This is a genomic window from Paraburkholderia sp. BR10882, from assembly GCF_040948855.1.
Lineage (GTDB): Bacteria > Pseudomonadota > Gammaproteobacteria > Burkholderiales > Burkholderiaceae > Paraburkholderia > Paraburkholderia nodosa_A.
Genome location: NZ_JBFPKP010000003.1, coordinates 191,569 through 213,492 on the forward strand (window position 1 = coordinate 191,569; position 21,924 = coordinate 213,492).

The window sequence follows — 21,924 nt, forward strand, 5'->3', positions numbered from 1 at the left end:
CATCCGTAGCTTAGGCCGGTTTCATTTCCTGAACTACGTTTCCACCAAAAGCACGCATGCAATCGACGTCCATGTCCAGCATCACCTCCGTTTCGGATTCCTCGCCGTATCCCGCTTGTGGACCTCTTTGGACTGTCCCGTTGCCCGACCACGACGCGTATGACCATGTGCGCTTCAAGCGCGTCTTCACGACCGACGGCACGCGCCACGTCGTCGTGATCGTCGATCTGCAAAAGCTGCTTCTCTGTGCCGACCGCGACGACACCGACTACGTGCTCAAGCCCGTCGACGACTGGCATAGCGGCAAGATTCGCGGCATACGCGAGTTTCTCGATCCGGACAACGAGCGCGTGCCGCAGATGCCCTACGTGACGATCAGCAAACGCCGCGTGGCGGGGCTGGCCGGATGGCTCGGACTTGCGCACGAGGGGGTAGTGGCGTTTCGCAACGGCCAGCATCGCGCGCGCTACCTCTCGTGGGCGGGGGCATTGTGGCTACCCGTGGAAGTGCACGAGCGCGAGGCGGCATTGCTGCGCGAACTGTGCGGCGCGGGCGACGGGGGCCTGCTGGTCCCGGTCGACGGCAGTTCGCCCCGGCTCTGATGCATCGTCGCGCGAACGGCATGTTCGCTAACGGCGCATTTGCAAGCAGCATGTTCTCAAACCATCGGGTGGGCACACTACGCCCGCTCGCTGTGTGCTCACGCCACGCTCAGCGGCCGGCTCGGTGCGCCATTGGAACTCGCCGCGATGGGCGATGCATGACGCGCAAGCTCGAAATGCTCGACCGTGTAGTCGACGAAGCGACGCGTCTTCGCGGGCAAATACTGGCGGCTCGGATAGACGATGGACATGCGGGCGTCGGGATCGTCGATGTCGTAGTCGGGCAGTAGCCGCCGCAACGTGCCCGCGGTGAAGTCGTCGGCGACGAGCGGCGCGGGCACGACCGCCACGCCCATGCCGGCCAGCGCGGCGAGCCGCACCATCAGCATGTTGTTGACGGCGTAGCCGGGCTGCAGCGTGACCTGCTGTGCACGCTCGCCGGGCTTCGCGAACTGCCACGTCGCGCTGCGCTCCTCGGGAGGCAGCGCGACCGCCGCGCATTGCGCGAGCTCCTCGGGCGTATGCGGCTCGCCGTGTTCGGCGAGCCATGTGGGCGCCGCGCAGGGGACGAATGTCGTGGTGCCGAGCGCGCGCTCCACGCACTCGCCGTTGCGTGCGGGCGTAGCGCCGACGATGCCCACGTCGAAGCCGTCTTCCATGAGATCCACGGGCCGTTCGGCGAGCGTGAGGCGCACGTTCACGCGCGGATACAGACGCCGGTAGCCGTCGATGAGCGGCGTGAGCGTGGCAAGCGAGAGCGCGCCGGCGGCCACCACGCGCAGCGTGCCGCTCGGCTCGCTTTCCGTGTGCGCCAGTGAGCGCTCCAGATGATCGAGTTCCTCCAGCACGCAACGACAGCCTTCGAGGTAGCGCTGGCCTGCCTCGGTGAGCGCGAGATTGCGCGTGGTGCGATTGATGAGGCGTGCATTCAGGTGCGCCTCGAGCATCGCGACGGAGCGCGTGACGAGCGCGTTGGAGACGTCGAGCTGCTGCGCGGCGCGACGAAAGCTCCCGGTTTCCGCCACCCTGACGAAGACGCGCATGGCATGTATCTGGTTCATGTATAGCCTCGTATGCTCGATGCATGGACCGGTTGAGGGACACCGCAACTGCTGGCGAAGTTGAGGAACGAAGCGATGTGTCGCGTTGTTCTGGTCAATGTGCCTCGAATGAACTACTGCGATGGACGACCGCGGTAATCTAACAAAAATAATATTGACAGTCCGTGAGAATTACAATATCTATCTCAACACGCGGCAGCATTTCTTACTTGTAAAAGATCCAATACGCAGTCGGCATGTATTGAGTAAGGAATGCGTTGTGCTTTTTTGTCACTATCTAAATACTGTGCATTGCGGATAACGTGTTTGCGTAATTCACGCAAGCAGCGGATGTCTGTCAGAACTGCCAGGTTCCAGGCGGGACGCCCTTTGACTCTGGAGAATTGTGAGCCATTGCGGTCGGTGAATTCCCCGTCATTTACGAGCCGGAATTAAGCGCGCGTTGACGCTTTTTCTGTGTGAATGAATTGTTGCGCGTCGGGAAAATAACGACCGGCAATTAGCGTTGCATGTTATTTAATATGCATTACCGCTTGTTTTTTTGAGCACGCTTTCGGGCTAACTAAAACGTAAATCGGCAGACCAGACATGATCGTCGAAGTGCTGAAGTCGCAACCCGAGATTGCCCTGTTCGTGAGCCTCGCGCTCGGTTATCTGATTGGTTCGATCCGCTTCGGTCCGATCTCCCTCGGAGGCGTGTGTGGCACGCTGATCGTCGCGCTCGTGCTCGGGCAAACCGGCGCGCGCATCTCGCCGGACCTCAAGAACGTCGCCTTCGCACTCTTCATCTTCGCGCTCGGCTTCACGGGCGGTCCGCAGTTCTTCGCGAACGTCGGGCGCGGCTGGCGCTACGGACTGCTCTCGATCGTCGAGATCGTCTCGGTCATGGCGCTCGTCATGATCGCGGTCGTCGTGATGAAGCTCGATGCGGGCACAGCGGCAGGCCTGCTCGCGGGCGCGGCGACCGAATCGGCCGTAATCGGCACGGCTTCCGAGGCGATCACGCGGCTCGGCCTGACCGACGCCCAGGTGAGCACGCTGCAGGCGCATATCGTGACCGCATACAGCGTGAGCTACCTCTTTGGGCTCGTCACCATCGTGCTCTTCACGAGCCAGATTGCCCCGCTGATCCTGCGCGTGAACCTGCGGGAAGAGGCCGCGCGCCTGTATCGCAAGCTCGGCGGCGACGGCGCGCTCGACGAAGGACAGCGGCTCGCGCTCGCGCCGCTCGAAGGTCGCGCGTTCAAGGTGGGTCCCGCAGCCGGCGCCGCAGTCGCCGCCTTCGAGGCGCGTTTTGGCAACAACGTCACGATCGAGTACGTGCTGCGCGAGGGACGCCAACTGGACGCCAATGCGCAGTCCGTGCTGCAGCCGGGTGACATCGTGCTGATCGCCGGGCGCCGCGAAGCCGTGATCGAAGCAGCAGGCAGTCTCGGCGAAGAGATGCCGGGCGAGGGCTTGTTCAAGCTGCTCGCGAAACGCGTGGACGTGATGGTCACGCAGCGCGACGTCAGCGGCCTCACGCTCGCGCAAATGCGCGAGCGCGCCGCGCCGGAAGCGGGCCGCGGCATCTACGTCGGCGCGATCACGCGGCTCGACAACACGGTGCCCGCCTTGCCCGGCATGGTCGTGCATCGCGGCGACGTGCTGACGCTGGTCGGCACGCCCAGCGACGTTGCGCGCGGCGCGAAGCGTCTTGGCTACGTGATCCAGCAGACCCAGAAGACCGACTTCGTCTATCTGGGCCTCGGCGTGCTCGTCGGCATGATGATCGGGCGTTTCGGCGTGAACGTGGGCGGCGTCACGCTGGTGCTCGGCACGGGCGGCGGGTGCCTGCTCTCGGGTCTGTTCTTCGGCTGGCTGCGCTCGCGTTACCCCCTGGTAGGCTCGCTGCCCTCTGCCGCCGCGCAGGTGCTCAAGGACTTTGGTCTTGCCACCTTCATCGCGGCCGTCGGGCTTTCCGCCGGCCCCGACGCCATCAAGCTCGTGCGCGAGTACGGTCTCGCGCTGCCGCTCGCAGGCATTCTGATGGTGCTGATTCCCGGGCTCCTCTCACTGTGGATCGGGCACATGTTCCTCAAGCTCGAAGCGCCGATGCTGCTCGGCGCCATCGCCGGCCAGCAGTGCAGCACGCCGGCGATCAGTGCGCTCGTCGGCGTAGCCGGCAACTCGACTCCCGTGATCGGCTACACGATCACCTACGCGCTCTCGAACATCCTCTTGCCGCTCATGGGCCCTGTGGTGGTAGGGCTCGCGGCGAAGTTTGGCTGACGCATCCTGGCTGGTGTTTTCGGCTCGATCTGGCCGGCGGTGTCTCATTGCCGGCCATCCCCAGCAGCAAGGGGGTTCTTTCTCAAAGCGAGGACACGATGGAATGGCTACATGACATCTTTCACAAATCCCCGGAAATCGCGCTATTTCTTTCTCTGGCCGTTGGCTACTGGATCGGTCAGATCAATTTCGGCAAGTTCCAGTTAGGCGGCGTGGGCGGCTCGCTGCTCGCCGCCGTCGTCGTGAGCCAGGTGGGCGTGACCGTCGACAACGGCGTGAAGGCGGTGATGTTCGCCGTCTTCATTTACGCCGTGGGCTACGACTCGGGCCCCGGCTTCTTCAACTCGCTCAACCGCAAGACGCTGCGCGAAATCGCCATGGCCGTGTTCATGGCCGTGGCGGGTCTGGCCACCGTGCTGGTTTGCGCGAAGCTCTTTCACCTCAACAAGGGCCTTGCCGCCGGTCTCGCGGCGGGCGGCATGACGCAGTCGGCCATCATCGGCACGGCCGGCGACGCGATCGCGCGCCTGGGCTTGCCGCCCGACCAGGTGAAGGCCATGCAGGCCGACGTCGCGATCGGCTACGCCGTCACCTACGTGTTCGGCTCGCTCGGCGCGATCATCGTCTGTGTGAACATCCTGCCGAAGTTCATGGGCCGCAGCCTCAAGGACGCCTCCGCGGACGCCGAGCGCGAGATGTCGGGCGGCAACGCCGCTGCGGGGCCGGGCCAGATCACGGCGCTGCCCGAGTTGTTCGGGCGCGTGTTCCGTGTCGAGAAAGCCGCGGGCAAGACCGTCAAGCAGATCGAGCTGGCCGAGAGCGATTTCGTCGCGGTCGAGAAGATTCGCCGCGCCGGCAAGGTGCTCGACGCCACCCCCGACTTCGTGCTGAGCCGCGACGATGTCGTGCTGGTCGTGGGCCGCCGCGAGCAGATGGTCGAAGTGGGCGCGCTGATCGGGCCGGAAGTGCCGGACTCGGGCGGCATGAGCCTCGTGATGCAAACGCGCCAGCTCGTCTTCACGCGCAAGGGCATGAACCACACGACGATTGCCGAAGTGCGCAAGAACGTGGACCGCGATCTGCGACATGGTGTGTACATCGAGAAGATCGAACGTGTTGGCCAGCCCGTGCCGCTCCTGCCCGAAACGAAGCTCGAGCACGGCGACGTGGTGACGATCTATGGCACCGCAACGGATACGAAACGCGCCGTGCAGGCCGCCGGCTACGAACTCGCGTACAGCAACAAGACCGACTTCATCTACATGGGCGTGGGCCTCGTGCTCGGCCTGCTGGTGGGCCTGATCGTCGTGAACGTGGCCGGCATTCCGCTCACGCTCGGCTCGGGCGGCGGCTGCCTGCTCGCGGGTCTCGTGTTCGGCTGGATGCGCGGCAAGCACCCCATGTACGGCGTGATGCCGCCCGCGGCTTCGCAGCTGCTCAAGGACTTCGGGCTTGCGGCGTTCGTCGCGGTGGTCGGCCTGAACTCGGGCCTGCAGGCCGTTGTGACGGTCAAGCAGAGCGGCATCACGATCTTCCTGCTAGGCGTGGTGGTGACGCTGGTACCGCTCTTCCTCACGATGCTGTTTGGCCGCTACGTACTCAAGTACAACAACGCGGCGATTCTCGCGGGCGCGCTGTCCGGCGCGCGCAGTGCGAACCCGGCCTTCGGCGGCATTCTCGACAAGGCGGAAAGCGCGGTCCCCACCGTGCCGTTCGCCATCACCTATGCGATCGCGAACGTGCTGCTCACGCTGCTCGGGCCGCTCGTGGTCGGCCTTGCATGACATGCATTCAACGTGTGCGGCGCGAGGAAAAAAGCGCGCGGCACACGCAACGTCTTCCAATGGAGAACACCATGGCAACGAAAGCGAAGGGTAACGGCGCGAAAGAAAAGTCGGGTCTCGATGCACTGAGCCCGTTCGAGCTGAAGGACGAACTCATCAAGGCGGCCGGCGGCGGCGCGACCGCGCGCCCAGCCAATCTCGCGATGCTCAACGCGGGCCGCGGCAACCCCAACTTCCTCGCCACGATTCCGCGTCACGGCTTCTGGCAACTCGGCCTCTTCGCCATGCGGGAGTCCGAGCGCTCGTTTGCCTACATGCCCGAGGGCGTGGGCGGCTTCCCGCAGCGCGACGGCATCGTCGAGCGCTTCGACCTGTTCGTGCGCGAGAACAAGGGGCAGCCCGGCATCAGGTTCCTCGCGGGCGCGGTGTCGTACGTGCGCGATCAGCTGGGGCTCTCGGCGGGCGACTTTCTCTATGAGATGTGCGAAGGCATTCTCGCCTGCAATTACCCGGTGCCGGACCGCATGCTCAAGCTTTCGGAGATCATCGTCGGGCAGTATCTGCGCCGCGAGATGATCGGCAAGCATCCGTTCGTCGGCGAGTTCGACGTGTTCGCCGTGGAAGGCGGCACGGCGGCCATGACGTACATCTTCAACACGATGCGCGAGAACTTCCTGATCAAGGCCGGCGACACCATCGCACTCGGCATGCCGATTTTCACGCCGTACATCGAGATTCCGGAACTCAACGACTACCAGCTCAACGTGGTGCATCTGAACGCCACGGTGGAAAACAACTGGCAGTACTCGAAGAAGGAGCTCGACAAGCTGCGCGATCCGAAGGTCAAGGCGTTCTTCCTTGTGAACCCGAGTAACCCGCCTTCGGTAAAGATCGACGACGCGAGCCTCGAGTACATCGCTGAGATCGTGAAGGAGCGTCCGGACCTCATCATCCTGACCGACGACGTGTACGGCACCTTCGCCGACAACTTCGTCTCGCTCTTCGCGCTCGCACCGAAGAACACGATTCTCGTGTACTCGTATTCGAAGTACTTCGGCGCGACCGGCTGGCGTCTGGGTGCGATCGCCACGCACCGCGACAACGTGCTCGACCACACGCTCGCAAAGCTGCCGAAGGACGAGAAGAAGGAACTGCACAAGCGCTACGAATCGATCACCACCGTGCCGGACAAGCTCAAGTTCATCGACCGTCTGGTGGCCGACAGCCGTACTGTCGCGCTGAACCACACGGCCGGTCTTTCGACGCCGCAGCAGGTGCAGATGGTGCTGTTCTCGCTGTTCTCGCTCATGGACACGCCCGACGCGTACAAGAACGCACTCAAGCGACTCATTCGCAACCGCAAGCGCGCGCTCTTCGAGGAAATGGGCGTGCCCTACGGCGAGGGCGATCCGAACCAGGTCGACTACTACACGATCCTCGACATGGAATACATGGGCGAGAAGCGCTTTGGGCGCGAATTCGTCGACTGGCTGCTCAAGCAGGTCAAGCCCAACGAACTGCTGTTCCGTCTCGCGGAAGAAGCGCGCGTCGTGCTGCTGCCGGGCAAGGGCTTCGGCACGCCGCATCCTTCGGGCCGCGTGTCGCTCGCGAACCTCAACGAGTCGGACTATCGCAAGATCGGCCGGGCGGTGCGCAAGCTCACCGAGGAATACGTGCAGCGCTATAACGAGGCCACCGGCAAGAACCTCGATCCGACTGCCGTGAAGAAGTAAGCGCAGGCGGCGCCTGGCCACCTCGAGTCCCCATACGTTTGCAGTCCGGGCCGCGTCCGGCGTAGTTGCCGGGTGCGGTTTTTTTATGGTTCCTGGCAGATTCCCGGGATAGGTCTCTGTTCGAACCGGAAGCAGACCGCCGATTCACGGATCGGCACGTTCCTTGACGAATTCGGCGCGGATTCTCATGTGCACGTCATCCCCGACTGCCGAGGACCATTTCGTCAGCCCGAACGCTGCCCGGCTGAAATGGCCGTCGGCGGAGAAGGCCAGCGTCTCGGGAGCGCCCGGTGGATCGTCCGGGGCTGTGTCGAAGGTGACATCGAGCGTGACGGGGCGAGTCGTCGTGCGGATCGTCAGATCCCCTGTCAACAGGCCATTGAACGGACCGATCCGGACAAGGCGGGTGCTGACGAAGCGAATGGCCGGATAATGCGCCACATCCAGCATGCCGCCGCTTTCGACGATTCGGGTGACAAACGGCGCGTTCGCTTCGAGGCTTGTCGCGTCGATCGTCACCACCACGCGGCCCGAAGCCGCGCCCTGGAATCCATCGAGCTCGGCACCTACGCGGCTAAAGCGCATCGTGAGATTCGAGTGCCAGGCGTTCGCGACGTCGAATGTCACACCGGAACGGGCCGGATCCAGCCGATATTGTGCCAGCGGTGCGGACGTGTCGACAGGAGCGGCGCTGACCCCGACAGCTGCAATGGCAGTGCAGGCAAACATTGCGATTGCGCTTGCGTGGGGTTTGAGACAAACCATGGTCACGCCACGCCGACGGATGGGGTTGCGACCAGCACGCTCTTTTACCTCCACTTTTCCGGGCGGGAGCCGCCCGCGGCGAGCAGCAATCGCATGTGCTCGGACGCGCGCAAAAGTCGTGCCGCCACCGTACTGACAGGTGGACCACCCTCTGGTTGCTGGCATGCCCCATTCACGCGGAAAGCATCTGTCGAGATAGCACCACGGCCTTGTGACGAAATGAGGATACCGGGAAAACGTTCTGCATGCTCCCTTTATTCCGCTGCGCTTGAAAGCCCGATGCGCTCAACGTGATTTCGGCGTTCGTGCCTGTCGGAAAACTGAAAGGAAAAAATTCCCGGCAGCAGTGGAATAGGGACGTGAGTAGGAGGTTTACCCACCAACAAGGAGCCGACCACGGAACGATCGGGCCAGATCCGATCGCAGACGAACAACTTCCACGAAACCTGCACATGAGCCGAACGATCATTCAGCCTCTCTGGGTCCGCGCGACACACTGGATCAACGCCGTCGCGGTCGTGCTGATGGTGACCAGCGGCTGGCAGATTTACGATGCCTCGCCTATCTTTGCTGGCCTGAAATTTCCCGCGACCATGACCTTGGGCGGCTGGCTGGGCGGCGCATTGCAGTGGCATTTCGCGATCATGTGGGTGCTGGTCGCGAATTACCTCGTCTACGTGTGCCTCAATCTCCTTTCAAGGCGCTTGTGGAGAAAGCTTCTCCCGATCCGATTGAGTACGCTACGTCGGGACCTTGTCGCCGCGCTGCGCGGCAAGCTGGCACACGAAGATCTGGCGCGCTACAACGCCGTTCAGAAACTGGCGTATGTCGTGGTTATCGTCGACATCGCAGTCGTGATCCTTTCGGGCCTCGCGGTCTGGAAATCGGTTCAGCTTCCCCTGCTGCGAACGCTCATGGGTGGGTACGACAACGCACGGGTCGTCCACTTCTTTGCCATGAGCGTTCTCGTAGCGTTTTTCGTGGTGCACGTCGTCATGGTCACGCTTGTGCCGCGCTCGCTGCGCCTGATGGTTCGCGGACGGTGATCAAACATGCCCTCTCGCAAAAAACCACTCAATGCGTTTCTCGTTTCAAACGCGGATTCGATCATCAAGGACGCTCGCAGCGAATTGAAGAGTCCCGCTCGCAGGTTGCTCGGCAGACACATGCTCACGCTCGGCGGCATTGCGATGCTCTCGGGCTGCGATCTCTCGAACGACAAGTCGGTCAATACCATGCTGCGCAAGATGTCATTCTTCAATGATCGCGTGCAGGCGCTGCTGTTCGATCCGAACAAGATGGCGCCGACGTATCCGGAGTCGATGATCACGCGGCCTTTCCCTTTCAACGCGTTCTATGACATCGACGACGTACCGGAAGTCGATTCCGCGACCTATCGGCTGCAAGTGGGAGGGCGTGCGAACGGCAAACGCATATGGACCCTCGACGAACTGCGAGCGCTGCCACAGGAAAGCCAGATCACGCGCCACATCTGCATCGAGGGCTGGAGCGCCATTGGGCACTGGGGCGGTGTGCGTTTCTCCGATTTTCTCCGCCGTGCCGGGGCCGACACGACAGCGAAGTACGTCGCGCTGCATTGTGCCGACAACTATTGGACCAGCATTGATATGCCAACAGCGTTGCACGCGCAAACGTTGCTTACGCTGACCTATGACGGGGACGTGCTGCCGCCGAAATACGGCTTTCCGATGAAGCTGCGCATGCCGACCAAACTCGGCTACAAGAATCCAAAGCATATCGTCGCCATCACGGTGACGAACGAGTATCCCGGCGGTTACTGGGAGAACCAGGGCTACAACTGGTTCGGCGGTTCCTGAAGTGCAATCGACTCTTTCCTCAACGCATATCCGCTACATGGAGCATTCATGACCATTCGACTCAAAGTTGCAGCGACCCTTGCCGCAACGGCGCTTGCCGGCAGCGCGCTGGCGCAAACGCCTGACGCGAAGCCCGTGCGTATTCGCGGCAGTATCGTTTCTCTCGACGGCGATGTTCTCAAGGTCCATCGACGCAGTGGCGATACGGTGTCGATCGATCTTGCGCCCAACGTTCCCGTTTCGTCTGTCAAGGCGATGCAGCTATCCGACATCAAGCCGGGTACGTTCGTCGGCACGGCCGCGACGACCGGTACTGATGGCAGGCTGACGGCGACCGAAGTCGTGGTCTTCCCGGAAGCCGCGCGCGGCACGGGCGAGGGACACTACGCGTGGGACCTCGGCCCGAACAGCACGATGACCAACGCGAATGTCGATACTGTCGTGCAGGGCACGGACGGCCGCAATCTGAAGCTGTCGTACAAAGGCGGCAGCAATGAGGTCACGGTACCGCCCAATGTACCGATCGTCACCTTCGTGCCGGCTGCGCGCTCCGATCTGGCGCCAGGCAAGCAAGTGTTCGTGGTCGCGAAATCCGCGTCACAGGGTGCGTATGCCGCGCAGCGCGTGGTGGTCGAAAAGAACGGCGTCGTCCCGCCGATGTAAGCGAACGCGTTCGGGTTTCCCGGAAGTTCCTGGGCAACCACACACTCCGCGCGCCGGACCGTAACGCGAACGACTTTTCAGTCCGGCGTGCCTTGTGGGCCAGGAAGTTTGCGCCCGGCGACGTACCGCGCAATGCGGCTTGCGGTGCTCAATAGCCACCGCCTGAAGAGTTGGTTGAACTGCTCGACGCGCCGTTACCGCCTTGATTCATATCGCCACTCGCGGCAACGGACCCGGAAACCGCGGCCATGCCGAGGCAGACGAGACACGCAAGAACCATCCTGAATCGCTTCATGATGATTTCCTCCTGGGTAAGCTCGCAGGAAGTCCCGCGCAGGGCCATCCGGCGAGGCATTAGCCGCGCTATTGCCAACGACGCCGACCTGCGGGTGCATTGCGGACGCGTCGCGCGGCTTGTCGCGAACGCTGGCATCGACATAGTAACTAACGCCGCGCGCCTACGACTTATTCCCCGCGGCGGGGTTTGCGTTGCTCGTGCTTTGCGTATCTTGTCCCGCGTGCGCGCGCACGCTCTTGCGATGAAGCGAAACCGAAAGCGCCACGGCGGACGCTGCGGCGATCGCGGCGAAAAGAAACACCGACCCATAGCCGAACAGATTCGCCACGTAGCCTGCGAGCGGGCCCGTAATGCCCAGCGAGAGATCGAGGAACACGGAGTAGGCCGAGAGCGCCGCGCCGCGGCTGGCGGGCGGCACGAGCCCGACCGCCTCGACGCCGAGCGCCGGGAACACGAGTGCGAAGCCGAAGCCGGTGAGCGCCGCGCCCGCGAGCGCGACTTGCGGCGTGGGCGCGAGCCACAACAGCAAGAGGCCCGCGCATTCGCACGAGAACGAGACGATGGCGACGCGGAAGCCGCCGAAGCGCTTGATGGTATTGGCGAACAACAGACGCGCGCCGATGAACATCAGACCGAACACCGTGAGCGTGAACGCGGCGTTGGGCCAGTGGCGCGCGGCGTAGAACAGCGTGATGAAGGTCGCGATGGAGCCGAAGCCCGCCGAGCCGAGCGCGAGGCCGATGCCGTGCGGCAGCACGCGCGTGAACACGCTGCGGTACGACATGCGCTCGCCGTGCACGATGGGCACCGGCGCGATGGGCCGCGCGAGCCAGAAGCCGAGCGCGGCCATTGCGATGACCGAAATGCCGAGCATCCAGTAGCCGAGGGCGTGCGCCATCACGACGCCCAGCGGCGCGCCGATCGCGAGTGCGCCATAGGTGGCGATGCCGTTCCACGAGATCACCTTCGCGTTGTGCGCGGTGCCCACGCGGCCGATGCCCCAGAGGATCGCGCCGGTGCCGCACAGGCTTTCGCCGCAGCCGAGCAACAGGCGGCTCACCACCAGCAGCGCGAGCGAGAGGCCGGGCCAGTGATCGACGAGCGTGCCGAGCAGCAGCAGCACGCCGCTCGAGCCGCAGATCGTCAGGCCGATCGTCACGGTTTTCTTGGGGCCGAGCGTATCCGCCGAGCGGCCCGCGAGCGCGCGTGAGCAGAGCGTGGCGATGTACTGCACGCTGATGGCGGCGCCCGCCACCACGGTGCTGAAGCCGAGGTCGTTGTGCACGTAGCCCGGCAGCACGGCGAGCGGAATGCCGATCGTCAGGTAGCAGAGGAAGGTGAAAAAGACGACCGGAATGATCTGCAGGGTCGTCGACGCGGCTTTGCGCGGGGGCGCCAAATCAGCGGACATGGGGAAAATGCGGATGGAAAACGGCGGGAAAGGCGTGATTCTCCCATGGAACCGGTTTTTATGCAGAAACTGAAAAGCTGTTCCGGCTGGCAGAACACGCGTTTTCTGCGCTGATGACGGCCTTTTGCAACCGGGAAGCCAGCTGCGAAGATCCCGCGATTTTGCGCGACGTTGGCGGCAATTCGCGTTGCGGCGGCGCCTTGGCCCGGCCGTGCGGGCGGAGATTCCAGCATCTGAACGGGTTAATAGTCAGTCGAATATGTCCGATATTCGCAAATTGGCCCTGAAATCGCGCAATCGAGACGCTTCAACATAAGCACAGCCTCACTGCAGCACACCGATTTATCGACTCAACGATATATCCCCCATGCTCCTGTAGCTATGGGTTGCCAATATTGGCAGTGATAGTTTTCGAACCGTCCACTCGAGCGGCATACGCCTTTTGCGAGCCGCATCCAACGACGAGCCAGAAACCATGAGCCAGCCCATCCGCTTTTACCACCGCAACGCGATTCGCGAAGTCAGCGACGCGGGCGTCACCCGCACCGTTCTCCAGTACCTGCGCGAAGACGCGCGCTGCACCGGCACCAAGGAAGGCTGCGCCGAAGGCGACTGTGGCGCCTGCACGGTCGTGGTGGGCGAGCGCAACGAGGCGGGCGGCGTGAGCTTCAAGGCCGTCAACGCCTGCATCCAGTTCCTGCCGACGCTCGACGGCCGCGCGCTCTTCACCGTCGAAGACCTGCGCCAGCCCGACGGCTCGCTGCACCCCGTGCAGCAGGCCATGGTCGACTGCCACGGCTCGCAGTGCGGTTTTTGCACGCCGGGCTTCGTGATGTCGATGTGGGCGCTCTACGAGAAGCATGGCCACGAGCACGCGGGCCAGCCCAACCACGCCTGTGCCACGAAGGGCGCGTGCAGCGTGCCTTCGCGCGACGAGATCGCCAATGCGCTCACGGGCAACCTGTGCCGCTGCACGGGCTACCGGCCGATCCTCGACGCCGCCGAGCAGATGTTCAAGGCCGATGCGCCGAAGCAGCCCATCGACGTGAAGGCGCTCGCCCAGACCCTCGCCACGCTCGAACGCACGGACACCTTCCACTACGAGAGCCGCGGCCAGCAGTACGACGCGCCGCGCAGCGTCGATGCGCTCGCCGCCATCAAGGCCGCGCGCCCCAACACGCGCATTCTCGCGGGCAGCACCGACATCGGCCTGTGGGTCACGAAGCAGATGCGCGAACTTGGCGACGTCGTCTACGTGGGCCAGGTCGACGCGATGCGCCGCATCGACGTGAGCGACGACTGGATCGAGATCGGCGCGGGCGTAACCGTCGAGCGCGGCTATGCGGCACTCGCGAAGCATTACCCGGAACTCGAAGAGATGTGGCTGCGCTTCGCTTCGCTGCCCATCCGCAACGCGGGCACGATCGGCGGCAACGTCGCGAACGGCTCGCCCATCGGCGACTCGATGCCCGGGCTCATCGCGCTCGGCGCGCGCGTGGTGCTGCGCGGGGGCGAGATCGAGCGCGAAATGCCGCTCGAAGACCTCTACCTCGCCTATCAGAAGAAGGACATGGCCGAGCACGAGTTCGTGCTCGCGCTCAAGGTGCCCACGCGCACCGGCGCGCGCGCGAACCTGCGATTTCGCACCTACAAGGTCTCGAAGCGCTTCGACTCGGACATCTCGGCCGTGTGCGCCGCCTACGCCTATATCGCCGATGGCGACGTGATCCGCGAGCCGCGCATTGCGTTCGGCGGCATGGCCGCGACGCCAAAGCGCGCGACTCACGCGGAAGGCGTGCTGGCCGATGCGCAGTGGCACGAAGCCACCGCCCAGGCCGCGATGATCGCGCTCGGCAAGGACTACGCGCCGTTATCCGACATGCGCGCGACGAGCGACTACCGCCTCGAAGCCGCGAAGAACACGCTGTACCGTTTCTGGCTCGAAACGCGTCCGCATAACCCGCTCGCGCCGCAAGCGCTCAATGTGCGCAACGTCGCCGCAGAAACCGCTTGAGACATTCGGGAATCGGAAAAGACATACGGAGAACGAAACAATGAACCAGCAAGCCGAACCGTTCCTGGACGAACTCAGGGCACGCGAGCCTTTCGCGCAAGTGCACGTCTCGCGCCCGCACGAATCCGCGCATCTGCACGTGAGCGGCCGCGCCACCTATACCGACGACATTCCGGTCGTGGCCGGCACGCTGCACGCCGCACTCGGGCTTTCGCAGAAGCCGCACGCCCGCATCGTGTCGATGAACCTCGCGAAGGTGCGCGCGACGCCGGGCGTCGTGGCGGTGCTCACCGCCGAGGACATTCCCGGCGTGAACGACTGCGGCCCGATCATCCACGACGATCCGGTGCTCGCCGACGGCGTCGTGCAGTACGTGGGCCAGCCCATGTTCATCGTGGTGGCGGCGTCGCACGACACGGCGCGCCTCGCCGCCCGCCGCGCCGAGGTGCAGTACGAAGAGCTGCCCGCCGTGCTCACGGCGCAACAGGCGCGCGCCGCGCAGCAGTCGGTGCTGCCGCCGATGAAGCTTGCGCGCGGCGAGGCGTCCACGCGCGCGGCACGCGCCGCGCATCGGCATGAAGGCGAGATGCTGCTGGGCGGCCAGGAGCAGTTCTACCTCGAAGGCCAGATTGCCTACGCGATGCCTAAGGACGACGACGGCATGCACGTGTGGTGCTCCACGCAGCACCCGAGCGAGATGCAGCACCTCGTCGCGCATGTGCTGGGCGTCGCCTCGCACAACGTGCTCGTGGAATGCCGACGTATGGGCGGCGGCTTCGGCGGCAAGGAATCGCAGTCGGGCCTCTTTGCCTGCTGCGCGGCGCTCGCCGCCTGGAAGCTCCTGTGCCCCGTGAAGCTGCGCCCCGACCGCGACGACGACATGATGGTCACGGGCAAGCGACACGATTTCCACTACACCTATGAAGTGGGCTACGACGACCAGGGCACGATCGAAGGCGTGTCGGTCGACATGACCTCGCGCTGCGGCTTTTCCGCGGACCTGTCCGGCCCGGTGATGACGCGCGCCGTTTGCCACTTCGACAACGCCTACTGGCTGCCCGACGTGTCGATCGCCGGTTTCTGCGGCAAGACCAACACGCAGTCGAACACGGCGTTTCGCGGCTTCGGCGGCCCGCAGGGCGCGTTCGCGATCGAGTACATCATGGACGATGTGGCGCGCACGCTCGGTCTCGATTCGCTCGACGTGCGCCGCCGCAATCTCTACGGCAAGACGCAGAACAACGAAACGCCCTATGGCCAGGTCGTCGAGGACAACGTCATTCACGAGCTGATCGACGAGCTGGTGGAAACGAGCGGCTATCGCGCGCGCCGCGCCGCGATTCGCGAATTCAACGCGAACAACGATGTGCTCAAGAAGGGCATTGCGCTCACGCCGGTCAAGTTCGGCATTGCGTTCAACGTCACGCATTTCAACCAGGCGGGCGCGCTCGTTCACATCTATACCGACGGCTCGGTGCTCGTGAACCACGGCGGCACCGAAATGGGCCAGGGCCTGAACACGAAGGTCGCGCAGGTGGTGGCGCACGAACTGGGCATCGAGTTCGGCCGTGTGCGCGTGACCGCCACAGACACGAGCAAGGTCGCGAACACGTCCGCCACGGCGGCATCGACCGGCACCGACCTGAACGGCAAGGCGGCGCAGGACGCCGCGCGCCAGCTGCGCGAGCGGCTCGCCGCGCTGGCGGCGACGACCTACGGCAAGGGCGAAATCAGCGCCGCGGACGTGGGCTTCGCCAACGACTCCGTGATCGTGGGCGAGACGGTCGTGCCGTTCGAGACGTTGGTGTCGAAGGCCTACCTCGCGCGCGTCCAGCTCTGGTCCGATGGTTTCTACACCACGCCCAAGCTGTACTGGGATCAGGCCACGCTGCGCGGGCGGCCGTTCTACTACTACTCGTATGGCGCGGCGGTGTCGGAAGTCGTGATCGACACGCTCACGGGCGAAATGCGCGTGCTGCGCGCCGATGCGCTGCACGACGTGGGCGCGTCGCTGAATCCGGCGCTCGACGTGGGCCAGGTGGAAGGCGGTTTCATTCAGGGCATGGGCTGGCTCACCACGGAAGAACTGTGGTGGAAGCCGGACGGCAAGCTCATGACGCACGCGCCGTCCACCTACAAGATCCCGACCGTAAACGACACGCCAGCGGAATTCAACGTGCGGCTCTTCAAAAACCGCAACGCGGAAGACAGCATCCACCGCTCGAAGGCCGTGGGCGAGCCGCCGCTGTTGCTGCCGTTCTCGGTGTTCTTCGCGATTCGTGACGCCGTGGCGAGCGTGGCCGATTACCGCTTCAATCCGCCTATGAATGCGCCGGCCACCGCCGAGGAAATCCTGAAGGGCGTGCGCGCGGTGCGGGCGATGGCGCGCGAGGGGGCTGCAAAATGAATCGTCATCCTCAGCATTGCGTGCGCGTCGACGAAGCCGGGCGCGTGATCATTGGCCGCCGCAGCACGCCGGTGCCGCACTACGGGCCGATGCACATCGTGCTGTTCGGCGCGGGCCACGTGGGCCATGCGCTCGTCACGCTGCTCGGTATGCTGCCGTGCGTGGTGCAGTGGGTGGACGAGCGCGACGAGCTGTTCCCCGACGAGGTGCCCGCCAATGTGCAGATCGAAGCGACGGACACGCCGGCGGCCATCGTCGACGAAGCGCCGGCGGGCGCGTACTTCCTCGTGATGACGCACAATCACGCGCTCGACTTCGAGTTGAGCGAGCGCATCATGCGGCGGCGCGATTTCGCGTGGTTTGGCCTCATCGGCTCGAAAACGAAGCGCGTGAAGTTCGAGCGGCGGCTCATGGAGCGCGGCGTGGAAGCCGAGCGCATGGACGAGATGACGTGCCCGATCGGCGTGACGGGGATCGTCGACAAGTCGCCTGCGTCGCTTGCGGTGGCGGTCGCCGCGCAACTCATGCAGATGCGGGTGGCGCAGCGCCCGGCGGTGGTGAGAACGGTCGCGCTCGAGCGCGCCTGATTCCACGCGCCATACAAGCGAAACGGGCGCGCCTCGATGATGAGGGCGCCCGTTTGCGTTCGCTTTGCGTTATCGCTTTGCGTTATTTCAGGCAGCTTCGAGCGGCGGCGTGGGCGTCGCTTCGCTCTTCGCGCTCGCGGCCTTCTTCGTCGCGGCACGCTTCGTCCCGCGCTCGGCGGTCAACGATCCCGACACCTCTTCGATCAATCCGCGCAGCCATCCCACATCGCTCGGCCTGTCCGGCTGCGGATGCCACATCTGATAGCAGTGAATGCGCGGAAACGCGAACGGCGTCTCGACGACGGCGATGGGCATCAGCTTCGCATAGTGCTGCGCGAAGCGCCGCGTCGTCGTGAAGATCAGATCCGATTGCAGCAAGACCTGCGGCACGAGTCCGAAGTAGGGCAGCGTCGCGACGATGCGGCGCTCGGCTTTCGCCTTCGCAAACCCCAGATCGATCGCGCTCGCATGGGAGCCCGTATAGGGCGTGGGTGCGAGATGGGGAGCTGCGAGATACGCCTCGCGCGTGAGTTCGCGGCGCGCGAGCGGATGGTCCGCGCGCATCATGCAGACGACCTTGTCGGAGAAGAGGTCGCTGCGCGCGAAACGCGCCTCGGGCTTCGGCCAGTTGCCGATCACGATGTCGAGTTCGCCCGCGTCCAGCGCGCCGTGATGATCGAGCGTGGGCGAGAGTGAGAGGATCTCCAGCCGCGCCGCCGGCGCCGTCTCGCGAAAGCGCGCGATCAGCGTCGGCATGAAGAAGTCGTTGAGGTAGTCGGGGGCGGCGAGGCGGAACGTGCGCTTCGAGCGTTCCGGGTCGAAGTCGCCGTGCGGCGTGGCCACGAACTCCACGTCGCGCAGTATGCGCTGCGCGTGCTGCAGCAGCGACTCGCCGTACTCGGTCGGCACCATGCCGGCCTTGCCGCGCACGAGGATCGGATCGCCCAGGATCTCGCGCAGCCGACGCAGTGCGGTGCTGATGGCGGGCTGGGTCTGGTTCAGGCGCAGCGCGGCCTGTGTGACGCTGCGCTCGACCAGCAGGGTGCGCAGCACGCGCACCAGCCAGATGTCGAGGGTGAGGGCGTTATCGTCGTCCATGGGGTGTGGCGGGCAAGGGCGCGTGCGCGACGACGCATAGCGTTGCGCGCACGGATTCAGCCATAACCATATGCCTGCTCGCGCGCCACCGCCATAGGGTGCGCGGCATGACCGGCATCAGAAGGGCACGCGTTGGATGGTTCCGCGGCGCGCAGCCTGTCACTCGGTAACCGGTTTCGCGAGCCCCGAAGGCAGCGAGCTGATGCGCTTGACCTCGCGCGAGTCGAGCCAGTTCGGGCTGCGTGCGCAGTAGAGCACCATCGGCAAGGCGTCCTCGCCCCAGAAGAGCTGCTTGTTCATCCAGAACGTCGGCACGCCGAATACGCCCATCGCGATCGCGTCGTTGGTGTTGCGGCGCAACTGCGCGCGCACGACTTCTTCCTCGATCAGCGACTCGCCGTGCGGAATGCCCACGCGCTCGCAAAGCTGCTCGAAGCCCTCGTCGCTCGACGGGTCGCGCCCCTCGCGCCAGATGAAGCGGAAAATCTCGCGCACGCACGCGAACTCGCCGCCCGCCGCAATGGCGAGCAGCATCGGCCTGACCGAGTCGAACGGATGAGCGGGCGGCATCTTGAAAGGAATGCCGAGTTGCTCAGCGCGAAAGAGCGCGTGCCGGTACGTGAACACGCGCTTGGCCGGGACCGCGGAGCCGAACGGCTGGCCCCAGTGGCGGTATAGCTCGGAAAGCAGCACCGGCGTCGGCACGAAATCGAAGCCGGGCCACTTGTTTTGCTGCTCCAGCAACAGATACGAAAACGGCGACACGAAGTCGTAGAACCAGGCCGGCTGGCTGGCGTCGATGCCGTCGATCATGCTGTTCCTCCTCTCCAGGGCGATATCCGGGCCATTGCTTGCATGGCCCATTGTTCGGTTCAAAATGCGTGCAGCGGCGCTAATGCGTGCGCTCGCCTGTTTCATTGCCGCCGCTTTCGTTTGCATGGCTCGCCTCTGTACCCGCTGTGCCTGCGTCGTTGCTGCCGCCTTCCGGCGCCTCTGCCTCTTCTGCGCTTTCCGCTGTCTGCTCTTCTTCTGCCCCAACGCCTGCGTCCGGCGCTTCGCGCGTGCCGGACAGCCGCGCGCGCACGAAGCCGATATGCTCGCGCAGCACGTAGAACTGCTCCGCGTAGGCGAGCGGCATTTTCATGCCGTTCACCGATTCCTCGATCTTGTCGAGCTGGCGGATCAGCGCCCGGCGCTCGGTGGGCGAGTTGTCGGCCATCGCGGCGCGCTCGAGTGCGATGAGCGAGCCGTACCAGCGGTAGATGCGCGATTTTACCCGCCAGGCGTAGAGCGAAGGCACGATCCGCAGGCCCGGAATCAGCACGACGATGATCGGCACGAGCAGCACGACGAGCCGGTCGGCGAGGCTCGCCACCCAGAAGGGCAGCACGCGGTAGAGGAAGCTCTTGCCCGACTTGTAGTAGCGCGCGGCGTCGGCGCTGATCGGGAAGTCCTGGGCGCGCGGCGCGGGGAATTCGCCGGCGCGTTGCAGCAACGTGGAGCGGCCATGCACCTCCTTGGCCGCTTCGATCAGGAGGTCGGAGAGCGCGGGATGCAGTGAGTCGCGCGCGACCAGTTCTGCCGTCGGCGCGATGAAATGCAGGGGCGCTGCCGGCAGGTTGCGGCCGAAGTCGAACGCGCCCATCGGGATCGTGATGGCCGTGAGGAACGGAAAGCGCCGCGCGTAGGCGTCGGCCTGGACGAAGTCGAAGAAGCGCACGCCCGGCATGCGCATGAGGCGGCCCATGACGGGCGGCTGCGCGGAGTCGCCCGCGAGAATCGCGACGTCGATCTTGCCGGCCACGAGTTCGCGCGCGGCGTCGTCGCCGGAAAGCGGCAAAAGCCTGGTCGGGCCGCCGGGCTCGATGCCGTTCGCCTTGAGCAGCGTGAGCGCGAGCTCGCGCGTGCCGCTGCCCTCGGCGCCGATGGCGATGCGCTGGCCTTCGAACTGCGAGAGCCGCGTGGCGACGGGGCCGTGATAGAACACCACGAGCGGCACGTAAGCCACGCTGCCGAGCGACACGAGGCCGCCTGGCACCTTGCTCGCGAGACCGTCCTGCACGAACGCGACGTCGACGTTCGACTTCGGGTCGGCGAGACGCTGCAGGTTCTGCGCCGAGCCCTCCGATTCGAGCACGTTCAGCGTGATGTTGTTGCGCGCGAGGATGGCCTTGTACTTTTCCGCGGCGTTCCAGAAGGTGCTGCCTTTGGGCCCGGCGCTCATGGTCAGCGTGCTGGGCGGCGCGGGCTGGATGAGACGCACCGCGAGCCAGATGGCCGCCGCGCTCACGAGCAGGATGGGACCGAACGTGACAGCCAGGTCGCGCCACGAGATCGCCACAAAGCGCGCAACGAGACGGGGAGGAGGTTTGCGGCCGGTGCGGGACTTCATCGGGGTGGGGCGGGCCTCGGGTAGTTCGGGGGAGTGCGGGTCGGGTCCGCGTCGGGTCCGGCGCTGGCGCCGGGTCGGCTCAGGCGCGCGCGCCGCGCGGGCTCTGTGGTGCCGATGGTACATGAGATTCGGCGTTGCGGCGGCATGCCCGCGTGCCTCGCGGAACAGCTTAAGCGCATGCCACATGCGCCTGAGCTAAACTCTTTGCGCTTGCGCCACAGCCAGGCTAAATTGTGGTTCGCCTGCTGCGCTTCGCAAGGCGCGCCGGAGCCCGGGAGGGGTGGAGAAGTTGAACGAGCGGGCTCGCGCGAGCATCAATTCAAAACAACAGGAAACGGGCGCAGACCTGTTCCGGCGGGTGTAATTCGACGTCCTTTCATCCTTTTGCCTCTCGCATCGCGTCCAGACCCTGGCCGTGCACACGCGCATTGCGCGCTGTGCACGGCCATCGGTAGTGGTAACAGCCGTCAGACCATGGCTGACGGGCGGCCTCCGAGCCGTCCTCCGGCAAGGCAGGCGGTCCTATTGCAGACAACAACCCGCAACAACGCGAAGACACAAGGAGAAAATATGAAATCGGTCGCTATTCTGAAGACGCTGGGCGTGGCGCTGTGCCTGTCGGTAGCTTGCAGCGCGTCGTACGCGCAGGACGAGTCGGCAAGTGCTCCCGCCGCCACCACGGCCGCTCCGGCCACCTCGGCCAAGAAGGCCGACCGCAAGCTGGGCTACACGGTGCGCAAGGCGCTCTCGAAGACCCAAGGCCTCGACGTTTCCAAGCTCAACGTGCGCTCGCACGGTGGCGCTGTCACGCTGACCGGCACGGTGCCGGATCAGGGCCAGATCGACAAGGCTGGAGAAGTCGCGAAGGGTGTGCCTGGCGTGACGTCGGTCTCGAACAAGCTGACGGTCAGAGTGGAGCAATAAACGCAGCGCACGCCCGGGAAACGGGGCGTCTGCGGTCATGTAGCAGCAAAAAGCCCGGCCTCGACAGGCCGGGCTT

Annotated in this window: 17 protein-coding genes; 11 read left to right on the forward strand and 6 right to left on the reverse strand. The window is 64.7% G+C overall.

Annotated features, from left to right (window positions below; genetic code table 11):
• Positions 1 to 71: 71 nt before the first annotated feature.
• A complete protein-coding gene (locus AB3X99_RS10150) occupies positions 72 to 602 on the forward strand; it encodes a hypothetical protein (protein WP_141710832.1) in 531 nt (176 codons plus the stop codon).
• Positions 603 to 700: 98 nt separating this feature from the next.
• On the opposite strand, the gene AB3X99_RS10155 is transcribed toward AB3X99_RS10150, so the two are convergent.
• Positions 701 to 1,663: a LysR family transcriptional regulator gene (locus AB3X99_RS10155; RefSeq protein WP_368616812.1), complete on the reverse strand. Its 963-nt coding sequence runs from the start codon at positions 1,661 to 1,663 to the stop codon at positions 701 to 703.
• Positions 1,664 to 2,251: 588 nt separating this feature from the next.
• On the opposite strand from AB3X99_RS10155, the gene aspT (AB3X99_RS10160) reads away from it, so the two are divergent.
• From aspT (AB3X99_RS10160) to AB3X99_RS10170, 3 genes are all read left to right on the forward strand, one after another.
• Positions 2,252 to 3,934: an aspartate-alanine antiporter gene (aspT, locus tag AB3X99_RS10160; RefSeq protein ID WP_368616813.1), complete on the forward strand. Its 1,683-nt coding sequence runs from the start codon at positions 2,252 to 2,254 to the stop codon at positions 3,932 to 3,934.
• A gap of 98 nt (positions 3,935 to 4,032) precedes the next feature.
• Positions 4,033 to 5,718 carry an aspartate-alanine antiporter gene (gene aspT, locus AB3X99_RS10165; RefSeq protein WP_069267746.1) on the forward strand — a complete coding sequence of 562 codons (1,686 nt, stop codon included), beginning with the start codon at positions 4,033 to 4,035 and terminating at the stop codon, positions 5,716 to 5,718.
• Positions 5,719 to 5,789: 71 nt separating this feature from the next.
• On the forward strand, positions 5,790 to 7,451 hold the full coding sequence (locus AB3X99_RS10170; protein ID WP_368616814.1) for a bifunctional aspartate transaminase/aspartate 4-decarboxylase: 1,662 nt from the start codon (positions 5,790 to 5,792) through the stop codon (positions 7,449 to 7,451).
• Between the two features lie 144 nt (positions 7,452 to 7,595).
• On the opposite strand, the gene AB3X99_RS10175 is transcribed toward AB3X99_RS10170, so the two are convergent.
• Positions 7,596 to 8,180: a YceI family protein gene (locus tag AB3X99_RS10175; protein ID WP_368616815.1), complete on the reverse strand. Its 585-nt coding sequence runs from the start codon at positions 8,178 to 8,180 to the stop codon at positions 7,596 to 7,598.
• Positions 8,181 to 8,668: 488 nt separating this feature from the next.
• On the opposite strand from AB3X99_RS10175, the gene AB3X99_RS10180 reads away from it, so the two are divergent.
• The 3 genes from AB3X99_RS10180 to AB3X99_RS10190 are packed head-to-tail and all read left to right on the forward strand — an operon-like array spanning position 8,669 to position 10,717.
• The gene (locus tag AB3X99_RS10180) at positions 8,669 to 9,262 is read left to right on the forward strand and encodes a cytochrome b/b6 domain-containing protein (RefSeq protein ID WP_368616816.1); all 594 of its coding nucleotides are present in this window, start codon (positions 8,669 to 8,671) and stop codon (positions 9,260 to 9,262) included.
• Between the two features lie 6 nt (positions 9,263 to 9,268).
• Positions 9,269 to 10,054: a molybdopterin-dependent oxidoreductase gene (locus AB3X99_RS10185; protein WP_368616817.1), complete on the forward strand. Its 786-nt coding sequence runs from the start codon at positions 9,269 to 9,271 to the stop codon at positions 10,052 to 10,054.
• A gap of 48 nt (positions 10,055 to 10,102) precedes the next feature.
• Positions 10,103 to 10,717 (forward strand): hypothetical protein, encoded by a 615-nt coding sequence (locus AB3X99_RS10190; protein ID WP_368616818.1) that lies wholly within the window; start codon positions 10,103 to 10,105, stop codon positions 10,715 to 10,717.
• Positions 10,718 to 11,175: 458 nt separating this feature from the next.
• On the opposite strand, the gene AB3X99_RS10195 is transcribed toward AB3X99_RS10190, so the two are convergent.
• Positions 11,176 to 12,426: an MFS transporter gene (locus AB3X99_RS10195; protein ID WP_368616819.1), complete on the reverse strand. Its 1,251-nt coding sequence runs from the start codon at positions 12,424 to 12,426 to the stop codon at positions 11,176 to 11,178.
• A 475-nt stretch (positions 12,427 to 12,901) separates the two neighbouring features.
• Between AB3X99_RS10195 and xdhA the strand changes: the two genes are divergently transcribed.
• From xdhA to xdhC, 3 genes are read left to right on the forward strand one after another with little or no spacing between them, the layout of a single operon-like run.
• Positions 12,902 to 14,440 carry a xanthine dehydrogenase small subunit gene (gene xdhA, locus AB3X99_RS10200; RefSeq protein ID WP_368616820.1) on the forward strand — a complete coding sequence of 513 codons (1,539 nt, stop codon included), beginning with the start codon at positions 12,902 to 12,904 and terminating at the stop codon, positions 14,438 to 14,440.
• A gap of 40 nt (positions 14,441 to 14,480) precedes the next feature.
• Positions 14,481 to 16,847 carry a xanthine dehydrogenase molybdopterin binding subunit gene (gene xdhB, locus AB3X99_RS10205; RefSeq protein WP_368616821.1) on the forward strand — a complete coding sequence of 789 codons (2,367 nt, stop codon included), beginning with the start codon at positions 14,481 to 14,483 and terminating at the stop codon, positions 16,845 to 16,847.
• Positions 16,844 to 17,434 carry a xanthine dehydrogenase accessory protein XdhC gene (xdhC, locus tag AB3X99_RS10210; RefSeq protein WP_368616822.1) on the forward strand — a complete coding sequence of 197 codons (591 nt, stop codon included), beginning with the start codon at positions 16,844 to 16,846 and terminating at the stop codon, positions 17,432 to 17,434. The genes xdhB and xdhC overlap by 4 nt, the downstream gene beginning before the upstream one ends.
• A gap of 87 nt (positions 17,435 to 17,521) precedes the next feature.
• On the opposite strand, the gene AB3X99_RS10215 is transcribed toward xdhC, so the two are convergent.
• The 3 genes from AB3X99_RS10215 to AB3X99_RS10225 all read right to left on the reverse strand — a co-directional run bounded on the left by AB3X99_RS10215 (position 17,522) and on the right by AB3X99_RS10225 (position 20,924).
• Complete coding sequence (locus tag AB3X99_RS10215; protein WP_368616823.1) at positions 17,522 to 18,532, reverse strand: LysR family transcriptional regulator; 1,011 nt, start codon at positions 18,530 to 18,532, stop codon at positions 17,522 to 17,524.
• A gap of 159 nt (positions 18,533 to 18,691) precedes the next feature.
• Entirely contained in the window at positions 18,692 to 19,345 is a 654-nt protein-coding gene (locus AB3X99_RS10220) for a 2-hydroxychromene-2-carboxylate isomerase (RefSeq protein ID WP_368616824.1), read from the reverse strand.
• Positions 19,346 to 19,424: 79 nt separating this feature from the next.
• Positions 19,425 to 20,924, reverse strand: coding sequence for a TAXI family TRAP transporter solute-binding subunit (locus tag AB3X99_RS10225; protein ID WP_069267736.1), 1,500 nt, complete (start codon positions 20,922 to 20,924; stop codon positions 19,425 to 19,427).
• A 570-nt stretch (positions 20,925 to 21,494) separates the two neighbouring features.
• Here AB3X99_RS10225 and AB3X99_RS10230 point away from each other — a divergent pair.
• Entirely contained in the window at positions 21,495 to 21,848 is a 354-nt protein-coding gene (locus AB3X99_RS10230; RefSeq protein ID WP_069267735.1) for a BON domain-containing protein, read from the forward strand.
• Positions 21,849 to 21,924: the final 76 nt, after the last annotated feature.